We start from the raw sequence: 22,839 nt of genomic DNA on the forward strand, positions 1-22,839 counted from the left end.
CTTCTTATTTTTTTACAGCAGCCACACGTTCTGCTTGCAGCATCATTCGTTTAAAGAGACTATTCTTTTCAGGAATTTCTCCCCCGCTCATGATGACCTTATAATTATGAACTGCATCTAGAATGGCTAATTTTAGTAATTTATTGCATTCAGTAAGATCCTTGGTTTCAAGTGTTCTGATATTTTTGTCTTCAAAGCCTGACATATCTTTTACCTTTGCCATGACGGTAACTCCCTGGATTTTCTTTGCCTTGAGGATTTTACCACTATTGGTAATAGCAAACATAACAATGGTTCCAGAGCGAATTTTTCCAGGCTTCTTGCCGATAGCCACTTTACCAATTCTTCTTAATTCTGCATACGTTTTCGAAAAATGCTTAATTTGGAGATATCCTAATGCCATTTGAAGAATAAATGCACCTGCAATAAAAATCATGATGATAAAAATCTGCATTATTTCACTTCCTTACAAATTGATTTATGAAAACCTGCTAGCTTGCTCAAGATATTTTGATAACTCTTCATAGCTTGTTGTCCCAGCCAATTGGCTAACAAGCTTTTGACTAGCAGCAATCCGAATAATCTCATCGTAAATCTTCACTAAAAGACTAGCATCATAATCAGTCTGTTCAGGAATTCCCATTAGGAAGACTAATTTTATTTCTTTCCCATCAGCTATGACTGTTTCGGGAAATACACCTAGTGCCAGCTCAATTCTATTTGAACATTGATTCACGGTATGCGGAAGGGCAATGTATTGATCAAATACCATCGATCCTTTTTCCGCCCTAACTTTTAGACGCTCTTTGAAAGCCTCATCGAGATAACCCTTCATGACTAAATCTTCAATCATCAAATCAACATTTTCTTTGTAACCCTTCTGACTATCTAAAACAAAAAATTTATCTTCATTGGTTAGCATCTTAATGATGGAATGATTATTTCCTGTATCTTTCAACTTGAACTTCTGTAAATAAGTCACTCTTTCAATTTGTTGTGAAATACTTTTTTCGTCAAAAATTTCATTGATTGAAATTAATGGAGCTTCTGTCTCAATTGAAATCTGAACGGTTGAAAAAATCATATCATAATTTGCTAATCCTTCTTTCGTTATCTCTGATTCGGAAAACAAGTCAATCTTCGTGTTTTGATTCAACACCCGCTGAAGCTGAATAGCAACTAATTTTGCGGTCCCTCGCCCCGTTCCACAAATAACGGCAACCTCACGAAGCCTCTTCACCTTCACTTCATTCTGGGCAATAAATACTCCAAAATAGAAGGCTATATATCCTAGTTCATCCTCTGACACCTTTAAACCATATTCTGCTTCAATAACATTACCGGCGATTTCTGACATTTTATATGCGACTGGGTATTTCTCTTTTACATCAGCTAGTAATGGATTGCTAATCCTCATTCCAAACATCAACCGATTTAACATAAACGTTAAGTGGAATTGCAGGTCCTCAAAAAATTCCTTATTTTCAAGGATGACTCCCTTTTCAAACCCCACAGTTTCAATAATTTTATTCAAAAGATTTTTGACATCCTCAGTTACCGTGACATCTGCCAACGTCCGATTGTTTGTCGGCGTTCTGCGGCCGGCAATTGGTAATGTAATGAATAAAATCTCAGGTTGCGGAATCTTAATAGGGAGATGTCTTTCAATTGCAGCTGCAATTTCTAACCCAAGCTGATAATCCTTTGTTTCGGTCAGTTTATAGTGCCTCTCATTAATCTCTGTAATCGGATGACCATTTAACAAACGGTCTAACATGACAATAATGAAGCGAATAAGTCGGTTTTGTGTCGTTGATTCCAAATCAAATTGATTAGCAATACGGAATATCTCCTCTTTAATATCTCCATCCAGTGGATAAGCACTATATAAATAGTCATAAAGGTTATCCAAGATAAAGAAACGAAGGTTAAGTTCATTCCCACTTAAATACATGCCGCTGTTTTGTTTTCCTCGAATCGATAAATCATAAGTCTCTAATACCACAGCCACTCTCTTTAATTCATTGACAAGGGTCGTTCTGCCAATATTCATTTGAAAAGCTAATTCATCAAGAGTATTAATTTCATCACTGTTTATAAGTCTGTCAATAATGAAGGCAATCCGGCTTTGTGGTGAATCCTGTTGATTTTTATTTGTCTGGATTTTTTCCATGAAGCCCTCAAATAACTGCTTATCTTCAATTAGCAGATGGTAGCCTTTTCCCTTTTCGTTCACTACTGATGCGATACCTTCTAAATCGCTATTTAACTGTTTACTATAATTACGGATTGTTCTCGTACTAACCCCCATTGTTTCCGCTAAATACTCCAACGTACAATAGGTTCTCTTCTTTAGGATCTCAATTATTTGAACAACTCGTTCATCCACCATTAAATCAGACATTCTTCACCACCTCCTTCTAAAAACGATTGCAAAAATTATACCCGAAAAATAAATGGATGCACACTTATCAGTTCTTATTGTTACATGCTAATCTAGGCATAGCCTTCTTACTCACATTAACCTCGAGATTTACCGCCTGAGATATTAACCGTAGTTCCAGTAATGTAACTAGAACGATCCGAAGCCAGATAAGTAACTAACTCGCCTACTTCATTTAGTTTTCCTTCCCTTGCTAAAGGAATGGACTTACTGTAATCTGTTGCTAAACCATCAACCGTAACACCTCGTGTATAGGCTAATGCTTCATTATAAGCATCTGTTCTCAATCCAGTAGTTTCCATGATTCCCGGAGCAACTGCTACAACCCGGATATTATACTTACCTAATTCCTTAGCCCAAGCCCGAGTAAATGAGATGACAGCCCCTTTGGTTGCAGAATAACAGCTTTGACCAGCTGACCCTTCTTGTCCAGCCTCTGATGCAATGTTGATAATAACACCTTTGTTTTGTTTAACCATTTCTTTCGCAACAGCCTGTGAACAAAGGAATGGACCCTTTTGATTAACTGCTACCATAAAGTCGAAATCCTTCTCACTTAGCTCATATTCCGGTCTTTCGCCTTTTACATCTACTAATAATCTCGGAAGATTGATTCCTGCATTATTAACAAGAATGTCTACAGCTCCAAATAATGTCACTGTTTTATCAACCATAGCGTCAATGCTTTCTTTTTTGGTGACATCACATTTCATAAAATAAGTACCATCAGCTTGTTTGCCTTCCGCAACATTAAGGTCGGAAACAACAACCTTTGCTCCATTTTGGCGTAATTGATCTGCAATACTTTTTCCGATTCCTGATGCACCACCTGTAACAATTGCTACCTTACCTTCTAATTCAAGCCATGATGTATTCAATGTATTTCCTCCTAATCTCACATTCTATAAAGCGGTTTCAATCTATGTACTTAGTATAGAAATTTTCCTCAAAAGAATTAATACACACTTTTTCACCTAAAAGTGAAAACGGTTAAACTATTAAGCCGGGAATATTTTTTAGCACTATTTACCTATGCTCATCCTTCCGATTTCCTAATTTAAGGAAAATAGTAGGTTGTAAATTTTACCTTTTTAGTAATATAATAGATAAAGATTCACGAAGAGTAATAAATATACATAACTAGGGGGATAAGTCAGTGAAAAAGAACAAAAAGAAAAAAGTGGCAGCCAGCTTACTGGTAGTGAGTCTAGTTACCACTATTCCTTGGACAACCAGTTTTGCTGAGGGACAAAAATGGACAAACGTGAATGCATACGAAGAACAAGATGGAAGCAAGTTTAATAGCGAAAACTATGATTTTATAAAATTCTCACAAATTGGGACAACGCTCAAAAACATTGAGAAACAATCCAACCGTGTAAAGGTTGAGGTCCGCGGAACATCTGCAGATGGAAATCCTCTTTATGTTGTTACCATCGCTGACCCTACCACCCAAGGAAAGTTTGGCAAAATACAATCTCTAAGAAAGCAAATGTTTAAAAATCCAGGGAAGGCCCAGGATTGGATTGCCGCAAACCCGGATTTTAAAGTTCCGGTTATGATTAATGGATCGATCCATGGAACAGAGTTTGTAGGCAGCGATGCTATTCTCCAATTAATTGCACGTTTTGCTACCCAGAATGACAACGAAACAAAGACTATTTTAGCCAATAACATTCTTATTTTTAATGTCGTCCAAAATCCGGATGGCCGTGTCAATGCCACACGTTTTAACGGGGAAGGAATTGACCTAAACCGTGATTTTATCACTCAATCACAGCCAGAAACGCAAGAAACCGTTTCGCTAATTAAGGAATGGAATCCGATGGTATTTCTTGATACACACGGATATGTTAAAAATTATGCTCCAAACCGTCAAGGCTTAATCGAACCTTGTACACCACCACATAATCCGAACTATGAGTATGATCTTTATAATAAATGGGCTTATCAGCAGGCAGAAGCCATGGAAGCAAACATTAAGGCAGATCAGGCTAGTTTTAAAGGGGATCTTTATAAGAGCATGGAGGGTGTTTATGTTCCACAGCGCGATGATTCTGCTGGCTGGGACGACTATCCGCCAATTTTTACACCAATGTATGCCATGTACCATGGTGCGTACGGTCATACATTAGAAGCACCTACCAACGATTGGGATGGTGTTCGCTGGCAATATGATGCCATTATGGGTGCACTAAAATTTGCTACCGAGAATAAACAAGCCATGATTACTGATCAAATTGAAATGTTCAAACGCGGAATCAATTTTGACCATCCATTCCATCAGGACGGCTTCTTCCCGAAAGCTTATATTCTTCCGGTTAATGAAAAGGATCCAACTGTAACCCATAAAGCCGTTAATCATTTGCTGAAAAACGATATTGAAGTAGAGCAGGCAGCAAAAGAGTTTACTGTTGATGGAAAAACATATTCTAAGGGAACCTATATTGTAAAAATGGATCAAGCAAAGGCAGGATTAGCTAATACGATGCTTTGGGATGGCGAGGATATCTCGAACGATACACCGGCTATGTATGATATTTCAGCATGGAGCTTACCTGAACTTTGGGGCTTTGAAGCCACTCCAACGCAAACCGATGTTAATACGATTACAACAAAAGTCAATCAGGTGACAGAACAAGGGGCAATCTCTGGAAAGGGCCCATTTGTTATACCGAATAGTTCTGTTAAAGCTGTGAATCTAGTAAATACACTTCTTCAGCAAGGGGTATCCGTAAAACGGGATGCAAACGGTGACTTTTATGTAGAAGCACCAGCTAATCAAATTTCTGCAGCGGTCAAGGCATCAGGTATCCAAGTGGGAACCGCCGAGAAGGCACCAGCTGCCGCAACAAAATTAACCAGTTTAAAAGTGGCTATTCTAAAAGATGGCGGTATGGGAAAACAGCAGTCTCACAGCGGAACCAAGTTAGCTCTAAAACGACTTGGTTTTGAGGTAACAGAAGTAACACCGGTTAAGGTGGCTAAAAACGGTTTAGGTGACTTTGATGTATTTGTCTATAGCGGTACAGAGAGTCTCATCTCCCTTCCAGAAAAATTATCGTCTGCTAATAAAGAATTTGGATTCGAGAATGCAAGCCAATTTGATTCCTTTAAAACCAAAGTCACCTATTTTGTAAGCAAGGGCGGAAAATATATAGCCGTGGGTGCAGGTGCATCGAACGCTACCAAAACATTAGGTCTTACTGATGATAGTATTAATACAGCGGGATCCAATAGCAACGGAATTGTGAAGGTACATTATACGGGAACTGGTGTATCAGCTGGATATGGACAGGATGATCTTGGATTTGTTTATCGCCCCGTTTGGTATACGGGAACTAGCAATGATGAAGTGGTTGCAAGTTTAGGAAGTGATGATGACTTCTTTATGGCCGGCCATTGGATTAATAAAAAGGCAGATGCTAAGGGCCAGGCAGTCATTGTTAAAGAACAGGATAAAGACGTAACACTCATGGGATTAGAAGTTGGCTTCCGTGACCATACGGATTACTTATTCCGACTCCTATCGAATGCTATTTTTGAAAAATAAGAAAGTAAGTAATAAAGGCCTGGCACAAAAAATGAGCCAGGCCTTTTAATGCAGCAATCTCTATTCAATAGTAGTTACTGGCATCTCAATTTGAATTCCCTCCGCAGGTTCATTATTAACATATAATTGTCCTGATTCTACCTTAAACTCCATATCAGAACTAACGGTGGTTCCATCATTTAAATATACTTCATACACCTTGTAACTGCCATCCGGAAGCCGGAGTTGAAATTTCCCTTCCTCATTCGTATACGCCCATGCCTCTAAAGGATTCTCTGCATTGTTAGTCTCCATAATGTAGAGATATCCTATAACAGGGTTGCCTGATTGTGTAAGGAATCCCTTAACTGTAACGGGAGGCACTGAAATTTTTAATACCTCCTGTAACTCTCCATTCACATAAGTCTTTCCATCTACGATAGAGAAGGATTGATTAATCGATGCACTTGTTCCATCTTCTAAGTACACATCCATGACTTTATAGTTACCATCTGCTAGACGTAATGTGAATGTACCGTCAGGATTGAGATTCTTCCAACTATAAAAACTCTGATCCTCTGAAGTAACAGAAATCGATCCACTTGTTAAAGCATGGTCTCCTTCTGTAACCAATCCATTTACACTTACCGGAGGAATCTGTAGTTCTAAAATAGACCTTTCTTCTCCATTGACGTAGAGTTTACTGTTTATAATGTTAAATTCAGCACTAAGACCAACATCTTGACCTTCTTCAAATAGGTATCCCCCTGTCACTCGGTAGTTTCCATCTGTAAGTCGTAAGGAGTATAAACCATTCTCATCTGTCACGGCACTATACCATTCCATGTTGCCATCTTCAAGATTTTTTTCAATATTTATGGCACCTTGTAGAGGAACCCCGGAGTCTACTATTTTCCCATTAAAAGTAACAGGTGGCAGGACAATTTTTAAGTTAGTTACTACTACTCCATTTTGCAGAAGTTTCCCATCTTGAATTTCAAATGGGATATTTACAGTTGTATTGCGGTTTTGTTCATCAATACTATAAACTGTATAATTACCATCTGGTAATCTATATTGATAATTACCCTTAGAATCAACTGGCGTGCTAAATCCTATATATTCTCCCTCCGCTATTTGCCCTTCAAAAGTAATGTAGGAATTTCCAATTGGTGCTTTTCCATCTGTAACCGTACCTTTTACATTTAGATCAGGCACCTTTATTTGAAATGATGAAGTCTTAACACCATTAACATAAGCTATTCCATTTTGAATAGTAAAAGTTACACTATTCCATGAATAGTAAGTTTCGTGGTAAACACTAATGCTGTAGGTGCCATCAGACAATGCTCTTAATGAAAAGGTCCCTTGTTTACTTGTCGTTGTACTTTGAATATATTCCGTATCGTACTCATCGTCAGAAAGAGACTTCTCCAATACGATTTCAGCCCCAGCTAAACCTGAAATTGAATCTGCTACTTTCCCTGAATAAGCATTCGTTGGGATTGAAATGAAAAGATTAGATTGTTCTACCCCTTCAACCAATACTTTTCCATTCTCCACAGTGAATTCAAACGTGTAACGATAAAATCCGCCATCCTCTTCAATTCCAAATAAATAGTAGTTACCATCAGAAAGAGAGGCGGAAAAACTTCCATTTCCTATAGAGGAAACGGTATATATTTCTTCCTTATCGTATTTGGAGATAATTAAATTCGCCTTTAACCCTTTGCTTCCTTCCTTTAATACACCATTGAAATTACTGGATTGCGTACTTGGCTTTTTACTTTTTTCCTTTTTGGAAAGGTCAATCTCACCTTCTTTTAAGCCTTTAATTTTCCCCTTCTTTACAATGAATTTTTCATTCACACTAAACCAAGGACTATTTTTTCCCTTAAATGCCTTCACACTGTATGTACCATCTGAAAGTTTTGATTTAAATTCTCCTTTGCCATCAGTTAAGGTATGAATCCATTTTGAGTTATCTTTATCCTGTATCAAGACTAGAGAGTTTTTCACGGATTTTCCATCCTCTTTAATGGTTCCGCTTACCGTTTTTAAAGGATTATTTTTAACCGTTGCTGCTTTTGCATTACTGATGGTACCAGTACCACTCATGATAAGTACCAGTAATAAAAGTAACTTTACAACCTTTTTTCCCATATCTTTCCCCCCCTGTTTTGGTAAATACAAAATTTACCAAGTGTAATTTTGGCCAACTTAATATATTCCACCTTTCCCCTTTTTTTCCTCTATATCACACTAAGTTGTTACTCAAATTTCTTTCGACATGAACTTGCTTGTAAGCAGTAAAAAAACTACCTCATTTAGAAGTAGTCTTTTTATCAGTATCTATTAAACTTGGATGATGATTTACGCTCTAATCATTTTGAAACTGCCTTTATAATGCTAAGAAGCTTTATTTTTGTTATAAATATCAAAGGCCACTGCTGCTAATAGTACAAGACCTTTAATCCCTTGCTGCCAGTCAATCCCTAGACCCAGCAATGACATTCCGTTATTCATAATTCCCATAACAAGACCGCCGATAATCGCTCCAGGAACTGTACCGATTCCACCGTAAGCTGAGGCTCCGCCGATGAAGCAAGCAGCAATAGCGTCCAGTTCGAACAGGTTACCTGCTTTAGGTGTTGCTGCATTTAATCGGGCTGCGAAAAGCAGGCCGGAAAGAGCTGACAATACACCCATATTGACAAATACCCAGAAAGTAACTTTCTTTGTTTTCACACCAGATAACAAGGCTGCTTTCTCATTGCCGCCGATGGCATAAACATGGCGTCCCGCTTTCATCCGGTTAGTGAAAAAGCGATAAACAACTATTAGTAAGGCAAGAATGACGAGGATATTTGGAATACCTTCATACAATGCCAATGAGTAGGTAAATAAATTCAAGATAATAACAGTTGCAGCAAGCTTGGCTAGAAAAATCCCTTGTGGTTGAACATCCAGACTGTGTTTAATTTGGTTTTTTCGATTACTGATTTCGCCAAGAACAAAAAGTACGGACAAGACAATACCAATCATGAGTGTTGTAACATGAAGGCCTGAACCGCCAAATACGTCCGGCATAAATCCTGTGCTCATTTTTTGAAAACTTTCCGGGAAAGGCGCGATAGATTTACCTTCCAGAACAATCATGGTTAATCCTCTAAAAAGAAGCATACCTGCAAGTGTAACAATAAAAGCTGGCACTTTCACATAGGCAATCCAAAATCCCTGCCAAGCGCCAATTAATGCCCCAATGATTAAAGAAAGAACAACAGCAACGAAAGTTGGTATTTCATGATTAACCATTAAAATAGCTGAAATAGCTCCTACAAATGCCGCAATAGATCCTACGGATAAATCGATATGACCTGTGATAATAACGAGTACCATTCCGATGGCCAGCACGAGAATATAACTGTTTTGCAGGATTAAGTTTGTAATATTTAATGGCTTCAGTAATAGCCCGTCTGTCAAAACTTGAAAGAGCACCATAATGAAAATAAGAGAAATGATCATACTATATTGTCTTACATTACTCTTTAGGAAATTTCCAAGCATACTCCCATTAGAGTTTCCGCCAGAGGCTGGCTCTTTTTTATTTACCTTTTGCATGATTGTTTGCACTTCCATTACCCCCTAACCGTACTTTGTGTCATTAACCTCATTAAGCTTTCTTGATTTGCATCTTTTCTGCTCAATTCTCCGGTGATCCGTCCCTCACACATAACATAGACTCGGTCACACATGCCTAGAATTTCCGGGAGTTCAGAGGAGATCATGAGAATTCCTTTTCCTTCCCTTGCCAGCTCATCTATGATGGAGTAAATTTCATATTTTGCTCCAACATCAATCCCCCGTGTAGGCTCATCAAGAATTAACACATCAGGTTCTGACATAATCCACTTACTTAACACAATCTTCTGCTGATTACCGCCGCTTAAATTTCCAGCCTTTTGAAAGATGCTCGGCGTTTTGATCCTGAGTTTTTTGCGATAGGTTTCGGCTGTCATAATCTCTTTATTTTCATCGATAACGAATTTATTAACCAACTTATCAAGGCTTGCCAAGGTGATATTCTTCTTAATGTCTTCCATTAAAATTAATCCATTTCCCTTGCGGTCCTCGGAAACATAGGCAAGACCTTGATTAATTGCTTGGCTGACATCATTAAAGGCTACTTCTTTCCCCTTCATAAAAAGCTGTCCGCCTATCTTCTTACCGTAGGATTTACCAAAGATGCTCATCGCCAGTTCGGTTCGCCCTGCCCCCATTAATCCCGCAATCCCAACTATTTCCCCTCTTCGGATATAGAGATTGGCATGGTCAATTACTTTACGCTCCTGGTGCTGGGGATGATAAACATTCCAGTCTCTGACTTCAAAAATCGTTTCTCCAATCTTCGGCTTCCTTTCCGGATATCGATGAGTCAAGTCTCGGCCAACCATTCCTTTTATGATGCGATCTTCGGTGACTTCATCCTTTTTCATATCTAATGTCTCGATCGTTTTTCCATCACGTAATATCGTAATAGAATCGGCGACTTTAGAAATCTCATTTAATTTATGAGAAATGATGATCGCCGTCATGCCTTGTTTTTTGAACTCTAGCAATAAATTTAATAGATTCTCACTATCATCTTCATTTAAAGAGGCAGTCGGTTCATCTAAGATTAATAGCTCCACTTCTTTGGACAGCGCTTTCGCAATTTCAACTAATTGCTGCTTCCCGACCCCAATGTTTGTAATAAGCGTATTGGGTGATTCATTCAGACCGACTGTTTGCAGCAGTTCCCTAGTTTTCTTGATGGTGGTATTCCAATTGATGACACCGTTTTTTTCCTGTTCATTTCCTAAAAAAATATTCTCTGCTATAGACAGATAGGGGATTAAAGCTAATTCCTGATGGATGATAACAATCCCTAAATCTTCACTTTCCTTTATATCTTTGAATTGACATTCCTTGCCATTATAGAAGATATCACCGCTATAGGAGCCATACGGATAGACTCCGCTTAATACCTTCATTAAGGTAGACTTGCCTGCGCCATTCTCACCGCAAAGAGCATGTATTTCTCCTTTTTTAATTTTCAAGTTTACATTATCAAGTGCTTTCACACCTGGGAATTCTTTCGTAATACCCTTCATTTCCAAAAGGATGTTTGTCATAGGATCACCCGCCTGTTTTTAAATATAGGCTAAAATTTTTTATTTGATATTATTTAAGCTGATCTTTCGTATAATAGCCGCTGTCTATTAATAAAGATTCATAGTTTGTTTTGTCTACGGAAAGCGGATTCAATAGATAAGCTGGCACGACCTTTTCTCCGTTATCATAAGTTTGGGTATCATTCACTTCTGCCTTTTTTCCTTTTAAAACAGAGTCAGCCATTTCGACTGCTTTTTCCGCCAATTTCCTTGTATCCTTAAAGACCGTTTGGGTTTGCTCTCCTCGGATGATCGACTTAATCGAAGCCAGTTCTGCATCCTGTCCGGTTATAATTGGCATTGGTTTGTCACCTTTGCCATAGCCGACGCCTTTTAATGAGGAAATGATCCCAATACTTATACCATCATAAGGGGAAAGAATCGCATCCACTCGCTTACTTGAATAATGGGCGCTTAATAGATTGTCCATTCTTGATTGAGCAAGAGCGCCATCCCAACGTAAGGTTGCTCCCTGGTTAAATTTCATTTGGCCGCTTCGTACAACCAATTTTCCTGATTTAATATATGGCTTTAGGATGGACATCGCCCCATCAAAGAAGAAGTATGCGTTATTATCGTCAGGTGAGCCTGCAAACAACTCAATATTGAAAGGACCTTTCCCTTCCTTCAAACCCAGCTTCTCTTCTATATATGTTCCCTGCTGAACTCCTACTTCAAAGTTGTCAAATGTTGCATAATAGTCAATATACTTACTGTTTCTAATTAAGCGGTCATAAGCAATGATCTTAATGCCTAATTTGTGTGCTCTTTCTAAAACATTTGTCAATGCAGCCTGGCCGTCTATCGGTGCGATAACTAATACATTCACACCCTTTGTAATCATGTTTTCAATTTGGGCTGTCTGGTTTTCGACAACATCCTCTGCATATTGTAAATCGACTTTATAGCCCAGCTTTTTAAATTGCTTGGCCATGTTCTCCCCGTCATTTACCCATCTTTCGGAGGATTTTGTCGGCATTGAAATCCCAACATAGCCACCTTCCTTACCACTCGCTTGATTGGTGCCGCAAGCTGTTAAGGATACTAACATTAATAATAGGGTTATTATTGATAACCATTTTTTCATGTAGGTTCCTCCCTTCTTCTACTACTAACAAGTTTTTAAGAAAGCGCTTCAGTAAGTTCAATATATCACCGAATGAAAAACAGGTCTTTTTAAAAAAATAACTATTTTTATAAAAATTCAACTTATTTTAAATCGCTTTCATTCTACTTTTTTCCAAAATAAAAGGGGCATGTCAGATGGTATAACCGACATGCCCCTTTTCAAGAACCTTTTATATTGGAGTTTTTCGATATTGATTCGGGGATACCCCCATCACTTTTTTAAAGGCCGTACTAAAATAATGCTGTGTGTCATACCCGACTTTCTCTGCAATCTCAAGAATGGAGAAGTCTGTCGAATTCAACAGTGAAATGGCCTTTTTAACTCGAAGATTGGTGACCAAGCTGACAAAAGATATGCCTAATTCCTGCTTAAAAATTCTGCTTAAATACACGGGAGATACCTGCAGAGATTCGGCTGCCTTTTCCAGCGTAATACTGGGCTCAAAAAAATGTTCAAAAATATAGTCTCTGGCCCGGCGTACGACAGGTGAAATAGAGGAATCCTGTTCTATTATTTGTTTACATGCTTGATAAGCCACCGGAATACTGCTTATATCCTTTTTTAACGGTTCAAAACAGGAATGGATCGTAATCTTTAACTCTTCTTTCGCTCGTTTCCCAATTCTCATCATCTTTTCTTCATTGATCGAATCCCATAGCAAAATTAACATACATCCTGAGTAATCACGGATAAAAATCTTCTCAAAATGTTCAAGCTCTCCCAAAATAAGCTTTTCTAGAGCAATGGAAATTAACTGATTATCATCACCTGTTACAACAAGCTTATTGGCATAGTATTCTGGAGATTGTATAACCCCTATTTGTTTCGGACTTTTAATAGGTAAACCAAGAAACTGGAGCTGCTCGAATGCTTCCTCTTCACTTGACTTGCCGTCCAGTAAATCATAAAACAACTGTTCACGAAGCAGGCCGATATTTTTGTTTATTTGAGTCGATGCCAACTTTACAAATTCCTCTTGCTTTAAATCCGCTTTTAAATCGTTTCGGACTTTTTCAAGTAAGGTTTGCAGCTGCACTGGGTTGGCCGGCTTTAAGATATAGTCGGAAACATTTAATCGCAGGGCTTCCTGGGCATAATTAAATTCATCATATCCAGTAATAATCACGATCTTGCATTTCGGCAGCTGTGACCTGACGTGTTTAATCACGGAAATCCCATTCATTATCGGCATGTTTAAGTCTACTAGCAGAATATTAATAGAATGCTGTAATGCTAGTTCAAGTGCTTCCTCTCCGTCTTCAGCCTCTGCCACCACTGTCATCCCAAGTGCCTGCCAATTGACAGCCTCTCTAATTCCTTCACGGATAATTGGTTCATCATCTGCAATCAAAACTCTTAAACTTTCTTTCATGATGCCTCACCTCTTTATATCCTTTTCTCTTATATCATTGCTTTCTCTAGGCAGCAAAATAGAAACTGTGGTTCCCTTTCCCTCTTCACTATCAATATATAGACCATAGCGTTCCCCACAGGTGAACTTAATTCTTGCCTGCGTGTTTCTCATTCCATATCCGAGAGTGATTCTTTCTTCATCCTCTGATAAAGGAGTTCCAAGATTCTCTTGAAGGACCGTTAATTTATCTCTGGAAATTCCTTTTCCATCATCTGTCACACGAATCATAATATCGCCCACCCAATCCTCCGCTTTAATGAGAATATGACCAGGGCCTCTTCTTTCCTTAATTCCGTGATAAATGGCGTTCTCTACAATGGGCTGGAGAACCAGTTTCGGAATGATGACATTCTTGATATGCGGATCAACATCTAACGTATAATTTAATTTATCCTTATATCTCGCCTTTTGTATTTGGAGATAACTTTGTATATGTTCTATTTCTTCACTTAAAGAAATGACATCGTGACCGCGGCTAAGACCGATCCGAAATAGTTTAGATAAGGAACCCACAAGGTCAGCTACATCCTCTGCTCCTTGTTTCCGTGCCATCCAGTTAATGGTGTCCAAGGTATTGTATAAAAAGTGCGGTTTTATATGTTCCTGAAGACTTCTAAGCTCTGCTTCCCTCTTTTGTCTCTCCTGTTTTTCTGTTAATGATATAAGATGATTGATTTGTATAAGCATCTTATTAAAGCTTCGGCCAAGCATACCCAGCTCATCTTTTCGTTCTCCCCTATATCGAACGGATAAATCCCCTGTCTCAGCTTTATTCATAAATGACATTAACTGACCAATCGGTCTGGACATGGAATTAGATAAATAATAGGAGGCTGTTACTCCAATTAAACAGACAATAAAAACAAAGCTAATCATATAAAAATTGATTTCCTTGACTTCTGAAACCGCTTCATTAGAAGGGAATACCCCTACAGTTGTCCAATTCGTAAAAGAGGATTTTTGATAGATGAATTGTGTTTTGCTTCCATTGATCTGCCTAAAAAATGTTCCTGCTTCACCCCCAGCTGCCCATTCCAAAGGAAACCTTTTAATGAGTTTTTTTGCCGGTGTATAAATGTTTTCGCCTCTCTCATCCAATACCATTAAATAGCCCGTTTTTCCGAGACGTGCATCCTTTGTTGCCTCCGCTATGACTCTTAGTTTTAAGTCTATTAAGACAACCCCTTTCACTTTCTGAGTCTCAGGGTCGATAATCGCTCGGACTACTGATATCACATCACTGTCTTTATACTGTACATAACTTTTTACATCCCGATTAAATGGATGGCCGAGGATCTTAAAAATACCTTTATTTTCTTCAGCCTGTTTATACCATTTTTCCTGTGTTAAATTTTTATTAGAATCTGAATATAGTTCATTACTAACGTATTTCCCGCTGCTATTTACGACGAGAATACCTGCAACCTCAGGATACAAGGTGGTAAGGTTGCGTAAAAATTCCTTCATTTCATAGGAATCCGTTTCTCCAGATGGTTTACTATCTTGAGTTTGATCTATGAAACTTTTAATTTCTGGATTAAACGAAATCAAATAACTTATATTTTGCATATTATTGGCATAGCTTTCTAAAGTTTTATTGACTTGGCCAATTAATTGCAAGGTATTTTCTGTTACCTGTTTTTCAATAATACGCTCAACAGTCATACTAGTAAGAATACTGAGTCCAATGGAAGGTACGATACTTATCAATAACAACAAGACAATTAATTTATAACGGATCGAAAAATCATTGATCCTCCATTTTTCTAAACCACTTGGGTTGAAAGACAGTTTGATCAATCTCTTACTGTCCATAAAAATCCCCTACATTCTTTTTAGTGATGACAGAGACGCCTGTATCTACATTAGGCGGCAGTGGAGGAGCACTTATGTTTCCCAGCTTTGAGTCAGCAGTCAGCTTATGATTCAAATGAAATAAAAACTGCATGGACCAATACCCCATCTTCCATGTACCTTGTGCAAGTGTAGCCGAGATGGTTCCGTCTTTAATCAGATCTAGCGTTGGTTTATCCGTGTCAAAGCTGACAATCTTTACTTTATTTTTCCCTTTTACGGCACTTACAGCACTTCCCACTCCAATGCCTCCAATAGCCTCAGTAGCAAAGATCCCGTTTAAATGAGGATATTTGGATAAAAGTTCTTTAGCTGCCATTCTTGAAATCGGCTCGCTTCCTTTTCCATCTTTCACTTCTACTACTTTAATCCCAGGATAATCCTTTTCCATTGTCTCTAAGAAGCCTTTTACCCTTTCCTGATGATTTAACTGATTGGGTAATGTTACAATACCTACCTGCCCCTTATTGTCCAACAATGAAGCCATTTCCTGTGCACCCATTACCCCTGCATTATAATTGTCCGTGCCTATGAAGGTTTGCGCTTTACTGGATGGTGCCCCCGAATCAAATAGAACAACAGGAATACCAGCATCTATTGCTTTATTAATAGTCGTTGTTAATTTATCGGGGTCAATGGCTGAGATTGCGATGCCATCGGGCTTTTTGGCAATGACCTGCTCTAGGACGGTAATTTGTTCGTGGACATCATACTGTGCAGCCCCCCGGTATTCAATAGAAACATTTAAGGCACCAGCCGCATCCTCAAATCCCTTTAAGGCCCGTTTCCAATAGTCATGTCCTGCTTGGAATGTAACCATGACATATTTTTCATTCATATTACCGCGTATTCCCTCTTGGGCTTTTTCTAAAGCGGTTTCATTTAAACTTGTAGATTTATAATAAAATAGATATAAAGCAAAAAGCCCAAGGAGAAAGATGTAAACAACTATTAGCTTTTTCAGTTTAGTAAACCCCTTTCATAAAAATCTTACAAAAAATTACACGATTCTACTAAAATACACATATATACGTATTATAATATCAATTTTAATCGGCTTGTCACATCACAATAAGCAAATTTCAACAACAAAAAACCACTCCATTAAATGATAGGAAGTGGTTTTATAGCTTTTGAATAAATGATTTATTTGGCAATCCTCAGAAAGGGTGAGGATTAAAAGACTTAAAACATGCCAACCATTTATCTAAGTAATTTTGTCGATATCTTCTCAGAATTTGTAGATATTTCCCGGGAATTTGTTAGAATATGAAAATAGTAAATCTGATTTGTCGAACAACTGAGGACATGTTGGAGCCACGTCGAAGGTTTTGTCCCATATTGCATAACGCTATAAACGATTCATTGATCAAAAAAACACCTTATTTTTTGAACAAAGAGAAAAGCCATCCCCGTTTTTCTTTAGGTTCCTGTATCGCTTCTTCTAAACGTTTATTAAATTCATTTTGTGAATGCCATTCTTTTTTCTGTTCATCCCGTATACTTTGTAATTCTTTTTGCAGAAATTCACTTTTCTCCATTTCTTGGTGCAGCAATGTTTCATAATATGTTTTTTGTTGCTCAGTTAGCTTTTCAATTTTAGCATGTGTTTTTTGTGCTGAATTTCCAATACTAGAACTTATAACATGATGATCTTGCTGAAGCCGGGAAACCGTTATTTTAAGCTGAGACATATCGTTGGTCAGCTGGGCATTCATTTCACGCGCAGCTGCGAGTTCATTGACTACAAACATTAAAATCTCTTTTAATTGGTTGGGGTCTTGGGGTAGATTTTCATATGTATCGGATATCGCGACCTCTGTTTTATTGGTTTCTTCTAATCTTTCCTTTTGTTGATACGCAAGGTCTTTAGCTGTATCGTCTAAGGGTTTGTCCGTATCGCGCAGCGCTATAAGCGCTCCGATGTCAGATTGAACAAAAATACGCCGATCACCATCTTTTAAAAACTCATATCCATTCCGCTCTAAGATTTGGCCATACTTTCGAACAGTAGGTGTTGCAATTCCCACTTCTTCAGCCACTTCCTTAGAGGAGTATGCTCGTTCGTTAGGTTGTATATCACGTCGCATATCGGGCCTCCTTTTCTTTTAAATATGAAGGTTTTTCGATTTATTTGCAAGCTATATCGCCCTGCGATACGAAATAAAAAAGGCCACCAAACAGTGGCCTTTCTTCGTTTTACTGGTGCTGTATTTTTTTATTTTAACTAACTTTTTATATAACTCCCTGTTGGATCATTGCATCAGCTACTTTTACGAAACCAGCTATATTAGCACCGACAACAAGATTCCCTGGGGCATCGTAGTCTTCTGATGCTTTCAAACTCTTACTATAAATATCTTTCATAATATCTTGCAATTTCGTATCCACTTCTTCTTGTGTCCAAGCTAGTCTTGCACTATTTTGTGCCATTTCTAAAGCGGAGACTGCAACCCCGCCAGCATTGGCTGCTTTGGCAGGAGCAAATAAAATATGATGTTCCATAAAAGTGTCGATGGCTTCTTGAGTGGAAGGCATATTTGCACCTTCGCCTACCGCCTTTACGCCATTTGAAACTAACATATCTGCTGCTTCCTTATTTAACTCATTTTGCGTTGCGCATGGTAAAGCAATCTCGCACGGAATTGCCCAGATACCAGAGCATCCTTCCTGAAAAACAGCTTCTGGGTGTTCCTTTACATATTCATAAATTCTTTTATTCTCTTTTTCTTTTAATTTTTTTACCGTTTCTAGTTGAATTCCATTTGGATCATAAACATAGCCGCTTGAATCGCTGCATGCGACCACTTTTGCACCAAACTGCATGGCTTTTTCCATTGCATAAATGGAAACATTTCCTGACCCGGATACCACAACTGTTTTTCCTTTAAAGCTTGAACCCTGACTTTTGAGCATTTCTTCTACAAAGTATACCAGTCCATATCCTGTTGCTTCCTTCCGGCCTAAGCTTCCACCGTAACCAATGCCTTTTCCAGTTAATACTCCTGCTTCATACGCATTTTTTAATTTTTTATATTGCCCGAACATATATCCAATTTCTCTAGCTCCTACTCCTATATCACCTGCAGGAACATCCGTATCGGGCCCGATATGTCTGCTAAGTTCTGTCATAAAACTCTGACAAAAACGCATAATTTCTAAATCCGATTTACCTTTAGGATCAAAATCAGAACCGCCCTTTCCACCGCCTATCGGCTGTCCTGTTAATGAATTTTTGAAGATTTGCTCAAACCCGAGGAATTTGATAATGCTTGTGTTAACGGAAGGGTGAAATCTTAGTCCTCCCTTATAAGGTCCAATTGCACTATTAAACTGTACCCGATATCCACGATTCACTTTTACATTCCCTTTATCATCTACCCATGGAACTCTAAACGTAATCATGCGCTCCGGTTCGATCATTCTTTCAAGAACTGCTTGTTTGATATAGCTTGGATTATTCACAAGGACAGGTACTAAAGAATCGAATACTTCTCTAACAGCCTGCTGGAACTCCCATTCATTTGGATTACGATCTTGAACAACTTTAAATAAACGATTTACGTACTCTTTTACAATTTGCGTTTGATTCTCCTCTATTGTTTCCAGCATTTTCATGACATTCATCCCCTAATATATTTTAAAGTTTAGAAAATTTCCTTTTCTTAAGTGTGGTTTCATTCTATAATTTTATAATTGATAGTTTCAATATTATTTTCCGATGAAATTAATGCGTAAAACGCATTAAAATGGAGTGAAAAAATGGAGACAAGGCAAATTCAATATTTCCTGGAAGTGGCCAAAAGAGAGCATGTAACAGAGGCTGCAGATGCCTTGCATGTTGCCCAATCTTCCGTTAGCAGACAAATTTTCAATTTAGAAGATGAATTAGGTGTTGAACTTTTTATACGTGAGGGAAGGAGTGTCAAATTAACGCCTTTAGGGAGAATTTTTTTTGAACGGATGAAGCAGGTCTGGAACATGATGGAGGATGCAAAGCGAGAAGTAAAAGAATATTTAGATCCTGAAAAAGGGACGGTTCGTATTGCTTTCCCTATCAGCATGGCAGCTCATACACTACCATCGATCATTTATGCTTTTCGAAGGAGGTACCCGGAAGCTAAATTCCAAATGAGCAATGCACTATATTATGATTTAATTGATGGTGTTGTAAATGGTGAATTTAACTTGGCGATGATTGCCCCGATGCCCAATCTGGAAAAAGAGAAAAAAATCAATGGAGCGATTCTTTTCACAGAAAACATTGTGGCTCTCATTCCTGTTCATCATCCATTAGCTAGTCGGAAGTCGATTAGATTAAGGGACTTAAAAGAGGACCAATTCTGTGTGCTCCCTGAAGGATTCATCTTTCGTGAACAAGTTGTTCAGGCTTGCCATATGGCAGGTTTTTCCCCACAAATTGCCTTCGAGGGAAAGGATATTGATGCATTAAAAGGGTTAGTCTCTGCAGGCTTAGGTGTGGCCTTGATGCCAGAGATGACATTGGTAGATAACACACCGCGGTCCACCGTCATCATCCCAATATCAGAGGGGAGCCTCACTCGAACAGTTGGTGTCATTTATCCGACCGAACGAAAACTGCTCCCAACCGAAGTATTGTTTTATGATTTCCTGCTTGAAACCTATGAAAGATTGAATGAGTTTAGAAATTAAAAAATTGCAATGGAAAAGGACGATTCTCTCTGCCTCTCTTTGGATGCAGCAGAACCGTCCCTTTGCTTATTCTTCTAAGGTATTTGTTAAAGTGCCAATATTCTCAATTGTCACGCTGATTTTATCTCCAGCTTTAAGCCAGATTTGATCTTGCTCCGCATAGCCCAAAATTACGCCTTGTGGAGTACCAGTGAAAATGACGTCTCCCGGCTTCAATGTCATATATTTCGATATATAGCAGACTAAGTTAGCGCAGCTGAAGATCATATCTTTTGTATTAGCCTGCTGTCTTGTTTCCCCATTTACAGTACAAGAAATGGATAGATTCTGAGGATCCTGTATTTCTTCACTGGTGATTAAATAGGGACCGATTGGTGCGAAGCCATCCGATGATTTTCCAAGCAGCCACTGGCCCGTTCTAAATTGTAAATCTCTTGCAGATAAATCATTACCTGCGGAGTAGCCAAAAATATAGGAGAGCGCTTCTTCTTCGGAGACGTTGCTTGCGGTTTTCCCTATTACAACAACCAACTCAGCCTCATAATCAAATTTTTCAGCATCCGCTGGCAGTTTCACTTTGCCATTGTGCCCTTCGAGTGTATTACTAAATTTGCTAAATAAAATAGGAGAAGTAGGAATTTCCATTTTGGATTCCTCGGCATGGTCTACATAATTAAGGCCAACGCAAATGATCTTTTCCGGATTTATTACACTTGGTCCGTATGTAATTTGATTTTCATTCATAAACAAATCCGGCGTATTTTGCGTAATTGCCAGATCGATTAATTTATTCATTTGAAAGAGCCCTGACTCCCCTTGTAAAATAAGGTCTTCCAAAGTAACCGGACATTCGCAATTTAGTGTTTCCACTGCTTTTTGGATATTTAGAATGCCTCGCTCCGTTTTCACTGCAAGATAGGATTGGTTATTCTGTTTAAAATGTAGTAGTTTCATTTCATTTTACATCCTTTCTATTTTTCTATTAGATATGAAGTTTTCCAAATTTATCTTAAAAATTCTATATAATAAATTGAACATAATATATTTGAATCATATCAGGTACTTTTCTCTGAAACAAATATTTTAACAGAATTTTTCCACAATATAATTTTGTGTATTTTAAAAAAATATTTTGCTCAAATAAAAAGAAAAGGCCTCCTCCTGAAACCGGTGAAAGACCTTCTCTACAATTACCAAGTTTAGGACCAAACCTAGAATGCCGATATTTGAAACAATGAAGGGTTACACCCTTCTAGTTTTTAACTGCTTGTTTTTCTGGCATTGGAACAGGGTCCATACTTTGATCATTTGCGGTGAGATCCATTCCGTAGTCCTTTGCAAATACCATGTGTGTTTCAACTAAGACATTCTCTGTATTTTCATCCAAATTAAAAACACGGGCCCCTCGTAATCGATTGCGTTCTGCACCTGACAGTCCATAAGTACCAAAACCGGTGCTGCCCGAATAACCTAGTAAAATTCCATAATAGTTCCCCATATATGTATTTACATGGTCATGGCCGCAAAATACGCCTTTGACGTCTCCCCTATCAAGCATTGCTGAAAACAACCCGCTATTAACAGGACCCGGGCACTCCTCTTCATTCCTTTCTCCTACAATTTGATGCTTTGTAACAGCTCGGGCATGATCTTCTTCAGTTCTGCTATCTACACTTGAAAACCACATATATCGATGCTCCCAAAGAGGAATATGAATAAACATAAGAGAAGGAACCTTATAGCCAACCTGCTGCTCGAGCTTTTTGGAAGTCTCATAGTACCAATCTACCTGACTGAAGCGAATCCAATCCCAAGTCGGGTATCCACTAAAATCTTGTCCTGCAATCGTTTTAGGGGCATATCTGCCGCTATCTAGCAGCCAAAGGTTAAATGAAGCCTTCTTGCCTTTGGAATCCCTAATAAGCAAGTTCATGTTGCCAGTCCCATTGATGCTTTTTACCCCTGGCTGATTAACATTGTAATTGTAGGTCATATAATATTTAAGCATGGCTTCCTCATCAAGACCGCCTGCCGGTGTCGAATCTTCATCATGATTTCCAAAAGTAACCGCCCACTTGATTCCCCTTTGTTCCATAGGCTGTGCCACATTATTCATCGCTTCTTTCATCTCAAGCTCTGAATTGCAGCCTCCGGTAATGATGTCACCGTTCAATACTACAAAGTCTGGTTTCTCACTATCAAGCACTTTTTCCATAAGTTCAACAGTCCTGCGGTCAATCCGCTCATCATCCTGAGTATCGTTAAACTGCACAATTTTAAACTTTCCATCCGGATTAAATAGAAGTTTTTTATTATCATTGGTTTCAGCCTGAGCTACAGTACTAAATAAATCGACTCCTGGTATTCCGGCAGTGGCAATCGTTAGCGCCAGTGTGCTCATCCCTCCTACTTTTATGAAGTCCCTTCTGTTTAGCGCTTTGTTCTCATTTTGGTTACTCATATAAACTCCCCCATTTCTTGTAATAAGTCTGGTTTTTTAATGAATCAGATTTAAAGCAACAATGAAAAACTGAACATGGAAAATCTATCTCAAACTTTATCAAAAAATTGTAAATTTAT

At 38.4% G+C, this 22,839-nt stretch carries 16 protein-coding genes; 2 read left to right on the top strand and 14 right to left on the bottom strand.

The features are described from left to right. Positions 1-4: 4 nt before the first annotated feature. The 3 genes from CVD27_RS02355 to CVD27_RS02365 form a co-directional block, all read right to left on the bottom strand. The gene (locus CVD27_RS02355) at positions 5-454 is read right to left on the bottom strand and encodes a transcriptional regulator GutM (RefSeq protein WP_180960120.1); all 450 of its coding nucleotides are present in this window, start codon (positions 452-454) and stop codon (positions 5-7) included. A 24-nt stretch (positions 455-478) separates the two neighbouring features. Further along, complete coding sequence (locus tag CVD27_RS02360; protein ID WP_101646297.1) at positions 479-2,404, bottom strand: BglG family transcription antiterminator; 1,926 nt, start codon at positions 2,402-2,404, stop codon at positions 479-481. Positions 2,405-2,520: 116 nt separating this feature from the next. Further along, positions 2,521-3,321 (bottom strand): SDR family oxidoreductase, encoded by an 801-nt coding sequence (locus CVD27_RS02365; RefSeq protein WP_101646298.1) that lies wholly within the window; start codon positions 3,319-3,321, stop codon positions 2,521-2,523. Positions 3,322-3,599: 278 nt separating this feature from the next. Between CVD27_RS02365 and CVD27_RS02370 the strand changes: the two genes are divergently transcribed. Further along, entirely contained in the window at positions 3,600-5,996 is a 2,397-nt protein-coding gene (locus CVD27_RS02370; protein WP_101646299.1) for a M14 family zinc carboxypeptidase, read from the top strand. A 60-nt stretch (positions 5,997-6,056) separates the two neighbouring features. Here the strand turns inward: CVD27_RS02370 and CVD27_RS02375 are convergent, their stop codons facing one another. The 9 genes from CVD27_RS02375 to gdhA form a co-directional block, all read right to left on the bottom strand. Further along, positions 6,057-8,138 carry a carboxypeptidase-like regulatory domain-containing protein gene (locus CVD27_RS02375; RefSeq protein ID WP_101646300.1) on the bottom strand — a complete coding sequence of 694 codons (2,082 nt, stop codon included), beginning with the start codon at positions 8,136-8,138 and terminating at the stop codon, positions 6,057-6,059. 246 nt (positions 8,139-8,384) lie between these two features. Further along, positions 8,385-9,608 (bottom strand): multiple monosaccharide ABC transporter permease, encoded by a 1,224-nt coding sequence (gene mmsB / locus CVD27_RS02380; protein WP_374703034.1) that lies wholly within the window; start codon positions 9,606-9,608, stop codon positions 8,385-8,387. Between the two features lie 5 nt (positions 9,609-9,613). After that, entirely contained in the window at positions 9,614-11,149 is a 1,536-nt protein-coding gene (gene mmsA / locus CVD27_RS02385; protein ID WP_101646301.1) for a multiple monosaccharide ABC transporter ATP-binding protein, read from the bottom strand. 49 nt (positions 11,150-11,198) lie between these two features. After that, positions 11,199-12,275: a multiple monosaccharide ABC transporter substrate-binding protein gene (gene chvE / locus CVD27_RS02390; RefSeq protein WP_101646302.1), complete on the bottom strand. Its 1,077-nt coding sequence runs from the start codon at positions 12,273-12,275 to the stop codon at positions 11,199-11,201. A 211-nt stretch (positions 12,276-12,486) separates the two neighbouring features. Then, positions 12,487-13,689 (bottom strand): response regulator transcription factor, encoded by a 1,203-nt coding sequence (locus CVD27_RS02395; RefSeq protein ID WP_101646303.1) that lies wholly within the window; start codon positions 13,687-13,689, stop codon positions 12,487-12,489. A gap of 6 nt (positions 13,690-13,695) precedes the next feature. Beyond that, on the bottom strand, positions 13,696-15,546 hold the full coding sequence (locus CVD27_RS02400; RefSeq protein WP_101646304.1) for a cache domain-containing sensor histidine kinase: 1,851 nt from the start codon (positions 15,544-15,546) through the stop codon (positions 13,696-13,698). Further along, the gene (locus tag CVD27_RS02405) at positions 15,536-16,549 is read right to left on the bottom strand and encodes a substrate-binding domain-containing protein (protein ID WP_101646305.1); all 1,014 of its coding nucleotides are present in this window, start codon (positions 16,547-16,549) and stop codon (positions 15,536-15,538) included. The genes CVD27_RS02400 and CVD27_RS02405 overlap by 11 nt, the downstream gene beginning before the upstream one ends. Positions 16,550-16,967: 418 nt before the next feature. Further along, positions 16,968-17,675 carry a hypothetical protein gene (locus CVD27_RS02410; protein ID WP_101646306.1) on the bottom strand — a complete coding sequence of 236 codons (708 nt, stop codon included), beginning with the start codon at positions 17,673-17,675 and terminating at the stop codon, positions 16,968-16,970. A gap of 145 nt (positions 17,676-17,820) precedes the next feature. Beyond that, a complete protein-coding gene (gene gdhA, locus CVD27_RS02415) occupies positions 17,821-19,197 on the bottom strand; it encodes an NADP-specific glutamate dehydrogenase (RefSeq protein ID WP_374703035.1) in 1,377 nt (458 codons plus the stop codon). A gap of 150 nt (positions 19,198-19,347) precedes the next feature. Here gdhA and CVD27_RS02420 point away from each other — a divergent pair, with 150 nt between their 5' ends. Continuing rightward, positions 19,348-20,259 (top strand): LysR family transcriptional regulator, encoded by a 912-nt coding sequence (locus CVD27_RS02420; protein ID WP_101646308.1) that lies wholly within the window; start codon positions 19,348-19,350, stop codon positions 20,257-20,259. Positions 20,260-20,325: 66 nt separating this feature from the next. Here the strand turns inward: CVD27_RS02420 and CVD27_RS02425 are convergent, their stop codons facing one another. Then, positions 20,326-21,213, bottom strand: a complete 888-nt coding sequence (locus CVD27_RS02425; RefSeq protein ID WP_101646309.1) for a fumarylacetoacetate hydrolase family protein — start codon at positions 21,211-21,213, stop codon at positions 20,326-20,328. A gap of 298 nt (positions 21,214-21,511) precedes the next feature. After that, on the bottom strand, positions 21,512-22,720 hold the full coding sequence (locus CVD27_RS02430) for a metallophosphoesterase family protein (RefSeq protein WP_101646310.1): 1,209 nt from the start codon (positions 22,718-22,720) through the stop codon (positions 21,512-21,514). Between the last annotated feature and the right edge of the window lie 119 nt (positions 22,721-22,839).

Origin of the sequence: Neobacillus cucumis (genome assembly GCF_002860255.1) — a bacterium.
Lineage (GTDB): Bacteria > Bacillota > Bacilli > Bacillales > Cytobacillaceae > Neobacillus > Neobacillus cucumis_A.